Annotated in this window: 14 protein-coding genes; 3 read left to right on the forward strand and 11 right to left on the reverse strand. The window is 63.1% G+C overall.

The genetic code is table 11. The features are described from left to right. Positions 1-29 precede the first annotated feature (29 nt). Together fapE and fapF are read left to right on the forward strand one after the other, a co-directional pair. The gene (fapE, locus tag AC19YT_RS06940; RefSeq protein ID WP_095108205.1) at positions 30-788 is read left to right on the forward strand and encodes a fibril amyloid subunit FapE; all 759 of its coding nucleotides are present in this window, start codon (positions 30-32) and stop codon (positions 786-788) included. A gap of 46 nt (positions 789-834) precedes the next feature. Beyond that, positions 835-2139, forward strand: a complete 1305-nt coding sequence (fapF, locus tag AC19YT_RS06945; RefSeq protein WP_095108204.1) for a fibril amyloid transporter FapF — start codon at positions 835-837, stop codon at positions 2137-2139. Positions 2140-2194: 55 nt separating this feature from the next. On the opposite strand, the gene AC19YT_RS06950 is transcribed toward fapF, so the two are convergent. After that, positions 2195-3520: a sigma-54 dependent transcriptional regulator gene (locus AC19YT_RS06950; RefSeq protein WP_095108203.1), complete on the reverse strand. Its 1326-nt coding sequence runs from the start codon at positions 3518-3520 to the stop codon at positions 2195-2197. Between the two features lie 354 nt (positions 3521-3874). On the opposite strand from AC19YT_RS06950, the gene AC19YT_RS06955 reads away from it, so the two are divergent. After that, positions 3875-4141 carry a hypothetical protein gene (locus AC19YT_RS06955; RefSeq protein ID WP_095108202.1) on the forward strand — a complete coding sequence of 89 codons (267 nt, stop codon included), beginning with the start codon at positions 3875-3877 and terminating at the stop codon, positions 4139-4141. A gap of 137 nt (positions 4142-4278) precedes the next feature. Here AC19YT_RS06955 and AC19YT_RS06960 read toward each other — a convergent pair whose 3' ends face one another. The 10 genes from AC19YT_RS06960 to AC19YT_RS07005 form a co-directional block, all read right to left on the reverse strand. Further along, positions 4279-5259, reverse strand: coding sequence for a LysR family transcriptional regulator (locus AC19YT_RS06960; RefSeq protein ID WP_500609996.1), 981 nt, complete (start codon positions 5257-5259; stop codon positions 4279-4281). A 64-nt stretch (positions 5260-5323) separates the two neighbouring features. Then, the gene (locus AC19YT_RS06965; protein ID WP_500609997.1) at positions 5324-6274 is read right to left on the reverse strand and encodes a peptidylprolyl isomerase; all 951 of its coding nucleotides are present in this window, start codon (positions 6272-6274) and stop codon (positions 5324-5326) included. Further along, positions 6271-6753, reverse strand: a complete 483-nt coding sequence (locus AC19YT_RS06970) for a YbjN domain-containing protein (RefSeq protein WP_095108199.1) — start codon at positions 6751-6753, stop codon at positions 6271-6273. Before AC19YT_RS06970 ends, AC19YT_RS06965 begins: the two co-directional genes overlap by 4 nt. Positions 6754-6773: 20 nt before the next feature. Then, positions 6774-7421 carry a DNA repair protein gene (locus tag AC19YT_RS06975; RefSeq protein ID WP_500609998.1) on the reverse strand — a complete coding sequence of 216 codons (648 nt, stop codon included), beginning with the start codon at positions 7419-7421 and terminating at the stop codon, positions 6774-6776. Positions 7422-7438: 17 nt separating this feature from the next. Next, positions 7439-9133, reverse strand: coding sequence for a putative porin (locus AC19YT_RS06980; protein ID WP_500609999.1), 1695 nt, complete (start codon positions 9131-9133; stop codon positions 7439-7441). Between the two features lie 42 nt (positions 9134-9175). After that, entirely contained in the window at positions 9176-9880 is a 705-nt protein-coding gene (locus tag AC19YT_RS06985) for an energy transducer TonB (RefSeq protein WP_095108196.1), read from the reverse strand. A 2-nt stretch (positions 9881-9882) separates the two neighbouring features. After that, positions 9883-10308 carry an ExbD/TolR family protein gene (locus tag AC19YT_RS06990; RefSeq protein WP_095108195.1) on the reverse strand — a complete coding sequence of 142 codons (426 nt, stop codon included), beginning with the start codon at positions 10306-10308 and terminating at the stop codon, positions 9883-9885. An 11-nt stretch (positions 10309-10319) separates the two neighbouring features. Next, positions 10320-12146: a DUF2341 domain-containing protein gene (locus AC19YT_RS06995; RefSeq protein WP_500610000.1), complete on the reverse strand. Its 1827-nt coding sequence runs from the start codon at positions 12144-12146 to the stop codon at positions 10320-10322. A gap of 24 nt (positions 12147-12170) precedes the next feature. Beyond that, positions 12171-13757, reverse strand: coding sequence for a ShlB/FhaC/HecB family hemolysin secretion/activation protein (locus tag AC19YT_RS07000; protein ID WP_500610002.1), 1587 nt, complete (start codon positions 13755-13757; stop codon positions 12171-12173). Between the two features lie 89 nt (positions 13758-13846). Next, complete coding sequence (locus AC19YT_RS07005; protein ID WP_500610003.1) at positions 13847-14449, reverse strand: transposase; 603 nt, start codon at positions 14447-14449, stop codon at positions 13847-13849. Between the last annotated feature and the right edge of the window lie 453 nt (positions 14450-14902).

Raw genomic sequence — 14902 nt, forward strand, 5'->3', positions numbered from 1 at the left:
GGAGCAGGACGCTCCGGGAGCAGCAGCACATGAAAACTCCATACTGGCTGGCGACCGCTTGTCTGGTTGCCGTACTTCCCCTTCCCGCACTGGCCAGTTCGGGATTCAAACCCATCGAGATCAAGGATGCGGAACTCTCGGAACTTCGCGGCCGTTATGTGATGCCGGGGCGGATCATCAGCTTCGGTATTGTCATGAGTACTACATGGCGCAACGCCACTGGCGACGTGATTGGCGCCGCCACGTCCATGCAAGTTCAGCAATCGACCATCAAGCCGCAGTTTTACGTCTCCACCATCAATGAACCCGGCAAGGGCGGCGGTACGCCCGGCAACCCGGGCACGGGCAACATCATCGGCGGCGCGGGCCTGGGCAGCGGCCAGGGCGTAACCCAGAGCGTGCGGGCTGCGGGGGATGGCAACACGGCCTATAACAACGTCAGCATCGACGTCAGCGAAGCCAACCAGGCCCCGGCCCTGGCGCCCAACCAGGGCGTGCTGCTGACCGGCGACAACGCCGTCACCGCCAGCAATGGCGCCGGCAGCATCGCGGTGTCCAACAACGGCGGCGGCATCCAGATGGCCATCCAGGCCAGCAACAACCAGGGCAGCACCCTGCAACAAGTAGCTCAAGGCGGCCTGTTGCAAAACACCCGGCTACTGGGCAGTAGCAACCTGGTCAATAACCTCACTCAACTCAACGTAGTACTCAATAACAACGGCCCTAGCGCCGGCGCACTGGATTGCAACTTGAGCCAACTCGTTGGCCTACGCAACTTGGGATATTGAACTACGCTGCTTCTCGACCATTGGGTTTAAAGGGACGGCTTAATTCATGTACCGATCATCGACGCTGCGCGCTGTTGTGTGTCTGAGCACTCTGTTTCCTTCGGCCTTATTGCAAGCGGCGCCCGATGCGGACATAGAGGCATTGAAACAAGAACTTATAGCGTTGAAACAACGCTACGAAGTTCAACAAAAAGCGTTGGCGGTACTTGAACAACGAGTCCGCCAAGTGGAAGACCAACCGGCGACACCGGCGCCCAAACGCCTGGCCAAATCCCCCGCCGATATGCGCGGCAACCAGGTCGCGGGCACCGGTGCCGCAGCCGCCTCGGGAGGGGCGGCCGGTGGCGCGGGCGCAACCTCCTACGGCCAGTCCCTGCAGGACGATTCGGCACCGGCCCAGAGCGTCTCCAACCTGTATGACGAGGCCAGCGGCTTCTTTGGCGGCGGCAGTTTCAGCCTCGAAACCGGCATGACTTATTCGCGCTACGACACGCGCCAGTTGATCCTCAACGGCTTCCTGGCCCTGGATTCGATCTTCCTGGGCAACATCAACCTGGACCGGATCAAGGCCGACAACTGGACCTTCGACGTCACCGGGCGCTACAACTTCAACAACCGTTGGCAGTTCGACCTGAACGTGCCGGTGGTCTATCGCGAATCCACTTATCAATCCGGCGGCGCGCAAAACGGCGCAGCGGGCGTGACCAGCGAAAAATCCATCACCCGCGACCCGACCATCGGCGATGTCAACTTCGGCGTGGCGTACAAGTTCATGGACGAGTCGGTAAACACCCCCGACGCGGTCGTCACCCTGCGGGTCAAGGCGCCCACCGGCAAGGAGCCGTTCGGCATCAAGCTGCGCCAGGTAAGCAACAACACCAACCTGTTCGTACCGGATGAGTTGCCCACCGGTAACGGTGTGTGGTCGATCACCCCGGGCATTTCCCTGGTCAAGACCTTCGACCCGGCCGTGCTGTTCGGCAGCCTGTCGTACACCCACAACCTGGAGCAGGATTTCGACGACATCAGCTCCTCACCCAGCATCAAGACCCCTGGCAGCGTACGCCTGGGTGACAGCTTCCAGATCGGCGCCGGTATTGCTTTTGCGTTGAACGAGAAAATGAGTATGTCGTTTTCGGTGTCCGACCTGATCCAGAAAAAGAGCAAGCTCAAGTCCGATGGTGGCGACTGGCAATCGGTGGTGTCCAGCGATGCCAACGCCGGCTACTTCAACGTCGGCATGACCGTGGCCGCCACCGACAACCTGACCATTGTGCCCAACCTGTCCATCGGCCTGACCGACGACGCCCCGGATTTCACCTTCAGCCTGAAATTCCCCTACTACTTCTAAGCCATGCCAAAAGGCCCGCCGCGATTCACGTCGCAGCGGGCCTTTTTATGCCCGTTTAGCGGATCTGGTGTTTGTGCAGCAGGCGATAAAAGGTGGGCCGCGACACCCCCAGCACCCGGGCGGCGACGCTGAGGTTGTCGCTGTGGCGGTTCAACACATCGCACAAGGCCTGGCGCTCGGCGCGGGTCTTGTAGTCTTCCAGGGTGCCCATGGGCGCGGCGATGGCCTGGTTGCTCAGCAGGCCCAGGTCGCGGGCCTCGATCTGCCGGCCTTCGGCCAGCACCAAGCCGCGGCGGACCCGGTTGGCCAGCTCGCGCACGTTGCCCGGCCATTCGTGCTTGCCCATGGCCACCAGGGCGTCCTCGCTGAAACTGCGGGGGCGGCGCCCGGTTTCCTGGCTATAGAAGTGGGAAAAATGGTTGGCCAGCATCCCCAGGTCGCCATGGCGCTCGCGCAGGGGCGCGGTGACCACTTGCAGGACATTCAAGCGGTAGTACAGGTCTTCGCGAAAACGCTTCCTTTCGATGGCCGCCTCCAGGTCAACGTGGGTCGCGGCCAGCACCCGCACATCCACCGGGATCGGCTGGCTGCCGCCCACCCGTTCGATGTGTTTTTCTTGAAGAAAACGCAGCAGGCTGGCTTGCAACTCCAAGGGCAAGTCGCCGATTTCATCCAGGAACAAAGTGCCGCCATGGGCGGCCTCGATGCGCCCGACCTTGCGCTGGTGAGCGCCGGTAAAGGCACCCTTTTCGTGGCCGAACAGTTCGGACTGGATCAGGTGCTCGGGAATAGCCCCGCAGTTGATCGCCACAAAGGGCTTGCTGTGGCGCTGTGATTGGCGATGCAGGGTGCGCGCCACCAGTTCCTTGCCGGTGCCGCTTTCGCCACGGATCAGTACCGGCGACTCGGTAGGCGCCAATTTTCCCAGCAGCTTGCGCAGTTCGCGGATCGGCCGGCTATCGCCCAATAGCTCGTGTTCGGGCTCGTCGATGCGCACCGAACCCTTGCCGCGCAAGCGTGCCATGCCAAAGGCGCGACCAAGTGTCACCTGCACACGGGAGACATCGAACGGTAAGGTATGGAAATCGAAGAACCACTCGCAAACAAAGTCGCCAACGTTCTGTAATCGCAAGACTTCCGGGCTGAGCACGGCAATCCATTCGGTGCCGCTGCGGCTGATGAGTTCCTTGACCGCTTCGGGACGTTCCAGGTGAAAAGACTGCAAACGCAATAACCCGACATCGCAGGTGCGGTCACTGGCCGCTTCGAGGTTGCAGCTGTCGACGTCCCAGCCCACCGCCCGTAAACCGGGCAGCAGGCCATGACAGTCATCGCAGGGATCGACCACCAGTAGTCGGCGTAGGGCCGGCGCTTCGTTCATGACTGTTCCTTGGCGCCAAAATTAAGAATTGTGAGTAGAAACAGTGATTTGGCTAGCCCGGTTGTAACACTAGCAAGAACTTGACGCGCCCTTGTATCGATTGACTATAGCGGTAATAGCAAATACCTCTGTATTGGTTATAAGAATCCACGTCTGAAGTTACCTTGCGAAGCAAAAGCTTTCATTTAGCTTTCAATATTGTGTTTATAAACAGCCAAACGAAACAAACATGAAAAAACTTACGCTGAATGTGTGACCCGCCACCAGACATCAAGCATCAGTACAAGTATCCAGCCGCACGGTACGCCCAACCGACGGCACATCATTTGATTGGGCATACAGAGAGAAGACCCCATGAACGCCCCGCTCCGTTTCAACGAAGCACTTTTGATCGCCGGCCACGCATTTGAACCTTTCCAGTGCATCGCTTGGGCCCAACAAGACGGCAACGGTGAACTGAACCTGGCCGTTGTCGACCGCACCAACACCCACATCGGCCACCAGCAGATCCCGAGCAGCGCCTACCGCGACCCGGCCAAGCTGGCCGACCTGCTGACCCAGACCCGCGAGCAGCTGAGCCAGGAAGGCTACGCCCTCAAGCCCTGGACCATGCCGGCCTGATCTGCCTGCCCCTAAGTAGTAAGCGGGCTCGCCCGCGCTGGGCTGCGCAGGCGCCCTGAAAATGGATGGAGCAACTCACATTTTCAGGCGCGCTACGCACTCCAGAGCGGGATCGGCGCCCGAAGCCAACCCGCTTGCTACAACTCGAACCACTCTTTGCGCTCATTAAAGGTGTTGCGGATCAACTCCACGATCAACGCCACCGACTCGTGGTGTTCCACCCGCGCATTGGTCGCCATCCACACCTGCCGCGCCATGCCTTGGGCGAACAGCCCGGGCAATGCGGTCAAGCCTCGATCGAAATGGCTCATATAGGCCGGCAACAGACCGATACACGCGCTACAACGGATCATCTCCAGCATCAACTCATACGCCTGCACCTGCACCACCCCCGCCAGGCGCTGTTCCACCAATTCATTCCACGGCCCGAAGCTTTCGACCTGGGCATCTTGCTGCCATTGCACCAGCATGTAGTCGGCCAGGTCGTCGAGGCTGTCGGGCCGCGCCGCCACCCGCGAATAGCGCTTGGCAATATGGGGCAAGTAAGTGAGCTCGGCCAGGCAAACCGGTGCTTGGGTGGCAAAGCTGGGGCCCGTTAGGGGCTGTTCCGGCTCGGCCAGCCATACCACCACATCGGCGCTGACAGCTTGCAGGGCCAGGGGGCTGTCCAGGGAGAGCACTTCCAGGCGCGCGCTGGCATTGCGCCGCAACAGGGCTATCAGGTCGCGTCCCAGGATGTCATGCAGGATCGACTCGGCCACCGCCAGACGAATCAGCGGCTGCTCGATCACCGGCAATTTGCGCTCATGGGCCAGGGCAATCAGTTGTGCCTGTAATTGCTGGCCTTCGCGGCTCAGGCTCAAGGCGCTGCCCTGGTAGCAGAACAGCGCCCGGCGCAGATGCTCCTCCAGCAACATCAGTTGCTTGCGCAACACGGTGGACTTGATGTTGAGACTGCGCGCCGCCTGCATGAAACAACCACAACGGGCACTGACCAGAAAATACTGGGCCACCTGTGGCTCGATCTCGGCGGCCAGCGCCAGCCAAGAGGCCGATGACTGCGTTTGGCCGGGATATTCGCCAGCCCCCTGACGTCCTGTGGGCTCGGTCAATGACATCGATGACTCCCTGTCGATCTTGTTGGTTTTCCATTGCGGCAGGTAAAGGCTACAGACAGCTGCGCTACTGCTTTTGCTCCAACACCTGGTTCAACACCGCTCCATCGATGCTCAGGGTGGCGCTATCGAGCATGCCTTCCAGGTAGGCCTTGGCGATCTGTTCCTGACGCTGGGCCCGTAGGGCCTGGGTCAGGCGCTCGCGCACCTCTTCCAGGCTGGCGGTACGGGACGGTTGCTGCTCGATGAGTTTGAGTACATGGAACCCCGCCGCGCTCTGCACCGGCTCGGACACCCCGCCCACCTTGAGCCGCATCACCGCGCTGCGAGCCTCCGGTAGCAGTTGCTGCAAGGGTTGCAGGCCGGTGTCGCCGCCGCGCTGGGCGCTGTCAGCGGCCTGGGAATATTGGCTCGCCAGGCTGGCGAATTGCGCGGGCATGGCCTGGGCCTTCTGGCTCAGCTCCTGGGCCTGCTTGCGCACTGCATCGAGCTCTTGGGGCGAAGCGAGCGCCAGGAAAATCTGGCTGACCCGGTACAGCGGCGGCGTCACCCAATCCGCTTTGCCCGCGTCATAGGCCTGCTGCAACTCGGCCTCGCTGGGGTAACCCGTTGGCACCTGGCTGACCGACTGCAAGTAATCGCGAAACACGATCTGCTCGGTGGCGGCGCGGGTCTGGCGCTCCACCTGCGGGCGCTGGCGCCAGCCTTGGGCGTCGGCCTGCTCCAGCACGGCTTTTTCCGCCAGGCGCGAGCGGATCCAGCCTTCGAGGGCCGGGCGGTTGGCCCGCAATTGCTCGCGCGACTCAGCAGGTAACGCGGCCAGCAGTTCCTTGAGTTCCTCAGGCGTCACCTGCTGGCTGCCCAGGCGCGCCACCGCGGGCTCGCCGACCGCCGTATGGGCCACCGGCGCTGGCGGTTGCGCCGCCACCGGTTCACTGCCTGGGCGCAGGCCCACGGCAACTGCCACCACCAGCAAGGCCAGCGCACCCGCGCCGGCCCACAGGGCCGTTTTGCTCACAGCGCAGTCACCTCTTCGGCTGGCACCTGCTCAGGTTCCTGGGCGCTGAGCTGGGCGGCGCTCTGGCTGTATTCACGCAGGTAGACGATGAACTCTTGCAGCAGGCGATCCCACAACTCCAGGCTCGCGCGCAGGTGGTCGGCGCTGACACCTGCGGCCACCACCACGTCCATTTCCATCACCAGGAATTCGCCCTGCACCGACAACCGGGCAAAGCGACGCGAGGCGTTCCACAGCTCGGCCAGGCCGGCCGGCAATTGGCCTTGCACCCGCAGCGCGCAGCTGAAGGTGAAGTCCACGTACTCACCCGCCTCAGCGGCCGGGTTGCCGAAACGCACGGCGTAACCGATGCCCTGACTGGCGCTGAGCAACTGCACAATGGCGTTCTGTTCGGTCTGGTTGACCCGGTAGCCAGCGCCTTGCAGCAACTCGGTCAGGCTCTGGGGGGAAACGCGGGTAATCAACTGTGCTTGGGTCATGGTCGTTGCTTCCTTACTGTTCATTGAGCAATCGCTGCCTGAGGGGCATCGAACTGGGTTTTGTAGAGGTCGTCGCCAAAGGCCTGGGCCATTTCTTCAAACTTGACCCGCGCCCCGCCGGCAAACGGCTGGCGGATGTTCATCACCTGGGCGACGTCGATGGTTTCGTAGGCGTGCAGGATGCTTTTGGCCACGCCGTACATTTCTTGATTCTTGGCCGAACATTGCTGCACTTGTGTGTCACGTTCAGTCAGTTGCGCCTGCAATTTGGCCCGCTCGGCCTCCTTGGCACGGGCCATCACCAGCAGTTCTTCATAGGCCTGCTTGAACTTGCCCAGTTGTTCGCTGCTGGCTGCTGCCTGAGCCTGGGCCCGGCTTTGCAGGGCGTCCTGCTGGCCGGCCAGTTTTTCGGCCGTGCCGCGGGCCTTGGCCAGCTCGGCGCTCAATTGCTTGATTTGCGCCTGGGCGGCCTTGGCCTGGGTTTCTGCCGCCAGGCGCGCGGCGCTGGCCTGGGCCTGTTCGCTTTGCAGCGCCTGCAACTGCGCGGTGGTGCTGCGCAACTGGGTGCGCAAGCGCTCTTCCATGCCTTCGGCGCTGGCCCCGCTGGCAATCAATACACCAGCGGCCAGCAGCAGGTAACTCCAGCGAGAAGTGGCGAGCCTGTTCATGGGTTTCTCCTGGCGCCTTAGAAGCGCGTGTTGAGTTCAAGCTGCAAGACATCGATATCGAACGGCGCGCCATACACCGCCTCCGAGCTCAACCAGCGGCCAGTGGCCGTGACGTTCTTGGCCAGGCCATAGTTGCCGCCCAGGAAGTAACCCTTGGCATTGGTGCCGCCCAGGTGGAAGGAGGAGTCGTTGAAACCGTCCGGCAAGGCATCTGGCTCGATGTATTTGTAGCCAGCGAAGAGGTTCCAGTCGCCCTGCTTCTTGAGTTCCAGGTCGTTGCCCAGGGTGAACTGCACCATCCAGGCATCGGCGCCGCTCTTGAGTTGGCCGTTGCTGTCCAGGTTGCTGACGATCTGGCCTTCGGAGCGCTTGCGCATCTCGCCTTCGTCGTAGCCCAGGTTGTGCACGTAGTTGCCCTGGGTGCGCAACTTGAAGTCTTGCGGCAGGTCGGTTTCCCAGACCAGGTTCAGGTCCAGCAGGTTGAACTGCGAGGCCAGGCCGACAAACTGCGGTTGCGGCGTGCGCACCGGGTCCTGCGGGTTGGGCACGATGTCGCGCAGTTGGAACACGGTGTTGCCTTTTTGCATGAACGCCACGCGGCTGCCGTCGGTGTCGCAGCCAGGGTCGCCGGCCCAGGGTTCGCAAGGGCTGGAACGCTGGCCTTCGATGTCCTCGAAGCGGTAGTAGGCCATCGCACCCTTGAGGCGGTTGCTGGCGTTGATGGCCCAATTGGCGCCGATCTGCGCGCCGTACAGCCACTTGTTGTCGCTTTCTTCCTTGTCCTGGCCGTTGCTGGAGGCGGTGTCGTTGGTGTACTCCACCGGGAACGCGCCGACGGTGCCGAACACGCCCCATTGCTTGTTCAGCGCATGGTTGAAAATTGCCGCTACGCCGTCGAAGTTCAGGTCGTTGGAATAGAGCATGTCGGTGGAGAAGAACGGGTTGGCCACCCGCCCGCCGGTCAGGGTCATGTAGTCGGTGGCTTTCCAGGTCAGGTAGCCCTGGTCGAGCCAGATGTCCTTCTTGCCAAAGCCGCCGCCCAGGGTTTGGGTGGTGGACACCGGGTTGTTGTCCGAGCCGGTGCCGATGCGGATGCCCGCGCTCCAGTCCTGGGCAATCTGCGCTTTCATGCCCAGGCGCGCCCGCAGGCGGAACAGGTTCTCGCGGTCTTCGCGGGTGTTGAGCAGCGGCGGCAATGTAGTGCCGCTGTCGGGGTTGACGTCGTAGGGGCCTTTTTCGTTGAGCTTGGCGTAGTCAAGGATTTCGTTGCTGTTGGTGCCCGAGTAGTAGCGCGACTCATCACGTAGGCGGATATCGCCGTCAAAGCTGATGCGCGAGACCCAGTCCGGGAAGGTATTGGGCTGGGCCCAGTTTTCCTGCTTGGCAGTGGCCATGACCTCGGCCTTGACCTGGTCGCGGATCTGGTCACGCACAATCGCCGGCACGTATTGCACGCGCACATCTCCCGCCGCACCGGTGGCGGCCACGGCGGTGCCCGCACTGGCGCTCTGGCGGGCCTGCACCGCTTCCTTTTCGGCCTGGGCGATCAAGCCTTCGGCCTGGTCCTGCTTGAGCACGCCTTGCTGCACCAGCAGGCGGATCAGATTGATCGTGGCGTTTTCCGAGGGCGCAGGCGCTGCCGCCGCGGGCCCGACCAGGGTCGCAATGACCAGGCCAACCGCCAGGGACAATCGATTCAGGTTGGAAATCATCTGCACACAACTCCTTTTGGCAAAGCTTGAAAAATAAGAGGGTTAACCCGGCCGCCGCCCTTGCAGGGACAGGCGGATGGGCATCTTCATGGTGGCCGGCGGGCGCTGGGTGAACGCCGGCGCGGCGCGTAAGGTGGCCAGGAGCTGGGCGTCGGTCTGCGGGTTGCCGCTGGTGCGGGTCAGCTCCACGCGGGTGACTTCCCCCACCGCGCTGAGCCACACATCGGCCTGCACCGCGTAAACCTGGTTGCGCAGTTCGGGGTTGTCGCGCAGCAGGCGCTGGAAACTCATGGCCAGGAACTGGCCGTAAGAGCCACTGCCCAACCCACCGCCGCCACCACCCGCCATGCCGCCGCCCTTGCCAGCACCGATGTTGAAGGCGTCGTTGCCGCTCTGGGCGTCGCCGTCGATCTGCATCGGGTTGGCCAGGTCGTCGGCCGGGGATGGCGGCGCCTCTTCCTCGGGCTTGACGTCCTCAGGCTCGGGCGTCGGTTCTGGTTCGACGACCTTTTCTTCCACCGGCGGTGTCGGCTCCGGCGGTTTTTCCGGGGGCGGCGGTGGGGGTGGCGGCAACGGAATGATGGTGGGGATCTTCGGCGCTTCGCGGCGGATCCCACTCATGTCATTGGCCCATTGCCACAGCAACCACGCGGCCACGGCGCCGAGCAAGAGGCCCGCGCCCCACTTGAGCGGGCGCAGGGGCGACTTTTTCAGCGGTGCTGGCTTGACAGGTAATTGTGCGGTCATGGTCAGCCCTGGCTCGGTTTGCCGGTAACCAGCCCGACCTGGGACAGCTCCAGGCGGCGCAGCAGGTCCAGTACCTCGATGACTTTCTGGTACTGCACCGTGGCGTCGCCGCGCACGATCACCGGGAAGTCCGGGCTCTGGGCCTTCTCGATCCGCAGGCGATCCTCCAACTCCGCCAGGGTCACCGGGTAGGCGTCAAGGAACACCTGGCCGCCGTCGTTGACCGAAATGGCCTTGGTCTTGGCCTCCGACAGCGACACCGAGGCGCTGGCCTTGGGCAGGTTGATCTGGATGCCCGAAACCTGGGCTGTAGCGGTCAGGATGAACATCACCAGCACCACCATCAGCACGTCCACCAGGGGCGTGATGTTGATCGTGTCGACGGCCGCATCATCGTCATCGTCGTGGGAGGCGTTTACAGAAGCCATGGCTGTTTCCCTCAGGCCGACACGGGCGCGTTGAAGTGGTGGCCGCGACCATGGGCCGCTTCGCTGTGCTGGCTCTCACCGTGCATCTCCGCCAGGCGCGTGATGAACTCGTCGACAAACACGCGCATGTCGGCGCTGACTTCCTTGTTGCGGGTAATCAAGCGGTTGTAGCCAAACAGCGCGGGGATCGCGACGAACAGGCCCATGGCCGTGGCCAGCAGCGCCGCCGCCATGCCCGGGGCGATGGCATTGATGTTGACGTCGCCGGCCATGGCCGTGCCGAGGAACACCACCATGATCCCCAGCACGGTGCCGAGCAGGCCGATGTAGGGGCCGCCGGCGATAGCGTTGGACAGGGTCGAGAGCTTGGCGCTCAGTTGCTGGTTTTCCCGGGTGCGCACGCCGTCCATCGAGCAGCGGATGGCTTCGATGGTGGCCGCCGATACCGACGACGTGTCGGCGCCCTGGGCGCGGCGGGTGCGGATTTCCTTGACCGCCACCAGGTACAGGCGCCACAGCGAAGAATGCTCCAGGCGCGTAGCCAACTCGCGGTCGTCGGCGAACAGCTCCAGGCGCGTGCCAACGTTGGCGAACTGCTCGCGGAAGGCCTCGTTGGCGTTACTCACACGGGTCACGGTGCGGTTCTTGCGGATCATGATGATCCAGGACTGGAACATCATCAGCACCAGCACGGCGATGATGACCCAGGCGTCCAAGGGCACCGCGTTGAGCAAGAAGCCCAGGCTGCCGAAGCCGAAACCGGACTGTTCTTCGTCCACGCCATAGGCCACCAGTTTCGACTCGGCGCCCTGGGACGTGGCATCGGCCAGCAGCAGCGCCGCCGGGCGCGCGACCTTGGACAGGCGCAACTCATCGATGGCACCGACAAAACCCTGGTACACCGTGCTGTCGGGGTTTTCCACCGCCACCACTACTGGCAGGTCGGCGCCAATGGCCGTGGCCGAGTTGAACGCCGGCAAGGCCACCGCCAGGCTGGCGGCTTCGCGGCCATTGAGGTACAGCGTGACCTTGGCACCTTCCGCGCTCAGGGCCAGGTGCTGCCATTGGCCGGGGCTCAGGGCCTGGGTGGCGGCGCTGCGCTGGCCATCGATATCGACAAAGGGCACGCCCTGGTTCACCCCCACCAGCAGGCGATTGGCGCCTTCGCGGCGGGCCAAAAGCACTTGCTCACCGGGGGCCTGGTCCTGGCGCAGCCAGGCACTGAAGGTGAACGCGCCACCAGCAACCTGTTGCAGCGAAGGGCTGGCCGGCAACAGCAGCGGCTGGCCGTTGAATTGCAAAGCCCGGCCAATCACGCCATCGATGGCCGCACCGGTGGCGCTCTGGGCGGTGTTGCCGTAGGCCGTGGTGTCGCGGGCCGGGGTGTCGCTGGCGCCGTCAAAGTGATAGAGCGCGGTGTAGCTGGGGTCGAAGGTCAGTTGGCCGTTGCCACTGGCCGCGGCTTTCTGATTGCCGTAGTACATCCAGATGTCCTGCCGCTGGCCGCCCTCGACCTTGGGCACATCGACCCAGATCAGCGCCATGCCCATCAGCGGGTCGAAGCTTTCGATCTGGTGGTTGAGTACGGTTTTGTCGTCGGCGGCGACGAAGCGCAGGTCGGCGCCGTCTTCCTTGACCCCATCAAAGGTGAAGTTGCCGGTGTGCAGGCGCACCAGCAGCGCGGTACGGCCCAGGCTTTCGTTGATGGCCGCGCCCTGGGGCGTGGTGTCCACCGAAATCTGCTTGCGGTACTGCCAGTCGTCCTGCCACCAGGCATGGGCGGTCGCCGGGAGCACGAAGCCCAGGCAGATCATCAGGCTGATAAATAGGCGTTGCATCAAAAGTGCTCCTTGATAGGGTTCTCAGAACGTCGCTTGCAGGTTGAAATGCACGCGCGATTCCTGTTTCGAGGTGTTCGGGCCTTCCAGCAACGGGTAGCCCCAATCCAGGCTGCCGGACAGCCACTTGCTCAGGCTGGCGCGGGTGCCAAGGCCGACACTGGCCAGGCTGAAGTCGGCCTCCTGGTCGGGCAACTCATCACGCAGGGACAACTGGGCGCCTTCGGCAAAGGCGTAGAAACGCCACTCGTTGACGTACTTGCCCAGGTACTTGGCCAGGGACGGCGTGCGCAGCTCCTGGGAAATCACATAACCGTCATCGCCGGTGCGCTCGGCCGCCAGGTAGCCGCGCACCGAGGTCGCACCACCGGCGCTGATCTGCTCGTTGGAAACCAGGGGCCCGGAGGCGAGTTGGAACGAGCCCTTGCTCGCGCTCTGCCAGTCGTTGGCGAAGGTGTAGGTGTAATCGGCGTCGCCCTTGAGCACGGCGAAACTGGGATTGGCGCGGTAGCGCTTGTAGTTGAATTCCTCGTCCGAACTGCCGTAGCCGAACAGCCCGCGGGTGCCGGCCACCAGGCTCAGGCTCAGGCCCAACTGTGAGGTTTCGGTGTAGCGAAAGCCGTTGTAGGCGAACGTGAAGGGCGCGTATTTGAGGGGCACCTTGTCGCTGCTGCCTGCAAGCGTCATCTGCTCTTCGAAGTCCTTGAAGTCCACCCCCACCGAGAACGAGTTGGCCCACACGCCGCTGGGCGGCAGGCTGTAGATCGCCGACACCCCGTAGGAATGGCCCTTGCCCAGCACGTTGCTGCCGCCGATGGTGGCCACGTCGCTGTCGGACTGGTAGCCCGCCAGTTGCAGGCTCCAGCGCTCGCTCAAAGGCGCGGTGTACGAGCCGGACCAGACCTTGGCGTTGTCCTGCTCCTGGGGCGCGGTGAAGTAGGTCAGGGAAATGGTGTGGCCCAGTTGCCAGAGGTTGTTGTAGCCCAGGCTGACCACGCTGCGCAGCTTCTCGGTGTCGGCGCTGTAGTCGTTGTTCAGGCCGACGCTGGCCTGCCAGGGGTTCTGGTCCTCGACCTGCAAATCCACGTCCATGGTGCCCGGGCGCTGGCCCTCGCGTACCAGGGGCATGACCTGGCGCCCGGCGCTCTTGTTGAGGTTGGCCAACTCACCCTGGACGCGGCCGAAGTCCGGCACCTGGCCTTCTTGCAGGGCTGGCACTTGGTCGCGGATCTCCACCGGCGAGTAGTGTTTGGCGCCCACCACCCGCACCCGGCCGACCTTGGTTTCACTGACCTGCAAGTAGACGACACCGTCCTCGACCTTCTGCTCGGGCAACTCGACGAACACCGACTGATAGCCGCGGCTCTGATAGACCTTCTGCAACGCCTCGCGGGCGCCTTCGATATCGCTCAGGGCCTTTTGCGGGCCGAGAAACGGGTACACCGCTTCCTCGATGGCCCGCGCATCAAGCACCGTGTTGCCGCGCACAAAATACTCATTCACATCCACCAACTTCGCCGGCGCTGCGCCCTGCCCGTCTTCTTCGGCCAGTACCGGTTGCACGCCCAGAGCCACCGCCAGGCAGCTCCACAGCGCCAGGCCGTTGCCCATCGTGCGCGGCCGCCCTGCCTTGAAAAATTGCTCCACACCGCCCCCTAGATTTGAAATGACCGGTGCCGCCCGCGCAGCGTGCGGCCCACTCAATGGCTTGATGCCGATGGTGTGGCGTGCCGCGACAGCCAGGTGTGCAGCAGCGCGAAGTTCAGCGAGAACTCCGGCATGTGCAGCAAGGCGCCACAGAACACTTCACCAATGATTTTGTGGATCAACTGCACCGCGTCCGGGTTGTTCAACAACGCGCCCAGGTCATGGCTCAGGACGTTAAAACCCCACACCTTCTGGTTCAGGTCCAGGCCGACGAACCAGCGGAACAGCAGGTTGTAATTGAGCTGCTCGTACAGCTGCTGCTCACCGGGCACCGAATAGAGCAGTTGCAGCAACAGGATCTGCACCAGGGTCTGCGGCGCCACCGACAAACCCGGCTCGGCGCCCAGCCCTCGCAGCAGTTCATGGTGCTCGTCTAGCAGCGCCTCGATTTGCGGGCGCAGCAACACCAGGGAGTGACCTGGCAGGATATAGCTGGCCACATCCTTGCGCGCGCCTTGCCAGTCGTCCTGCGAGACAATCCAGACCCATGGCGCGCCGTAGCGATAGACCGACACCGGGCGCTTGCGCGCGGCTTCGACGATCTTCGATAAGCGCTGGTCCAGCTCCTGCATCCCTACTTTCGAGTAGCGTTCCATAGTGCCCACTGCCTCACTCCCTGCTCCCTGTCATCGACAGGAAAACCGACCTCGCGGCCGCCCCAAGCGCTGTACATATCCATGACGGGCCTGGCCAAGTGCTACCGAACTTTTGTCATGAAAGCTTCACTTAGCGAAGGCGTGGTGAGCGGCAAGGGGCCAAGACTGAAGCCAGATTCCCCGTGCAACAGTGGGGAGCGGGCGAAGGGGCCGGAACAGCCTGGCTGTATGGCCACCATCGCGGGCCAGCCCGCTTCCACAGGGTGGGGCAAGGACCCATACCGTTCATCGCTACTGTCAGATCTGACAGTAGCCAGGCCGCAGGCTGCGGGTATGTGATGGCTTCACCCGCGCATCGAGCCTGAGAAGGAGCCTGTGATGACCACGCCCATTGAACCCACCGACCCCACTGAACCCGAAGACCTCACCGCCCTAGCCCCTCTGATTATTTCG

The sequence above is a fragment of the Pseudomonas sp. MF08875 genome, from assembly GCF_059862525.1.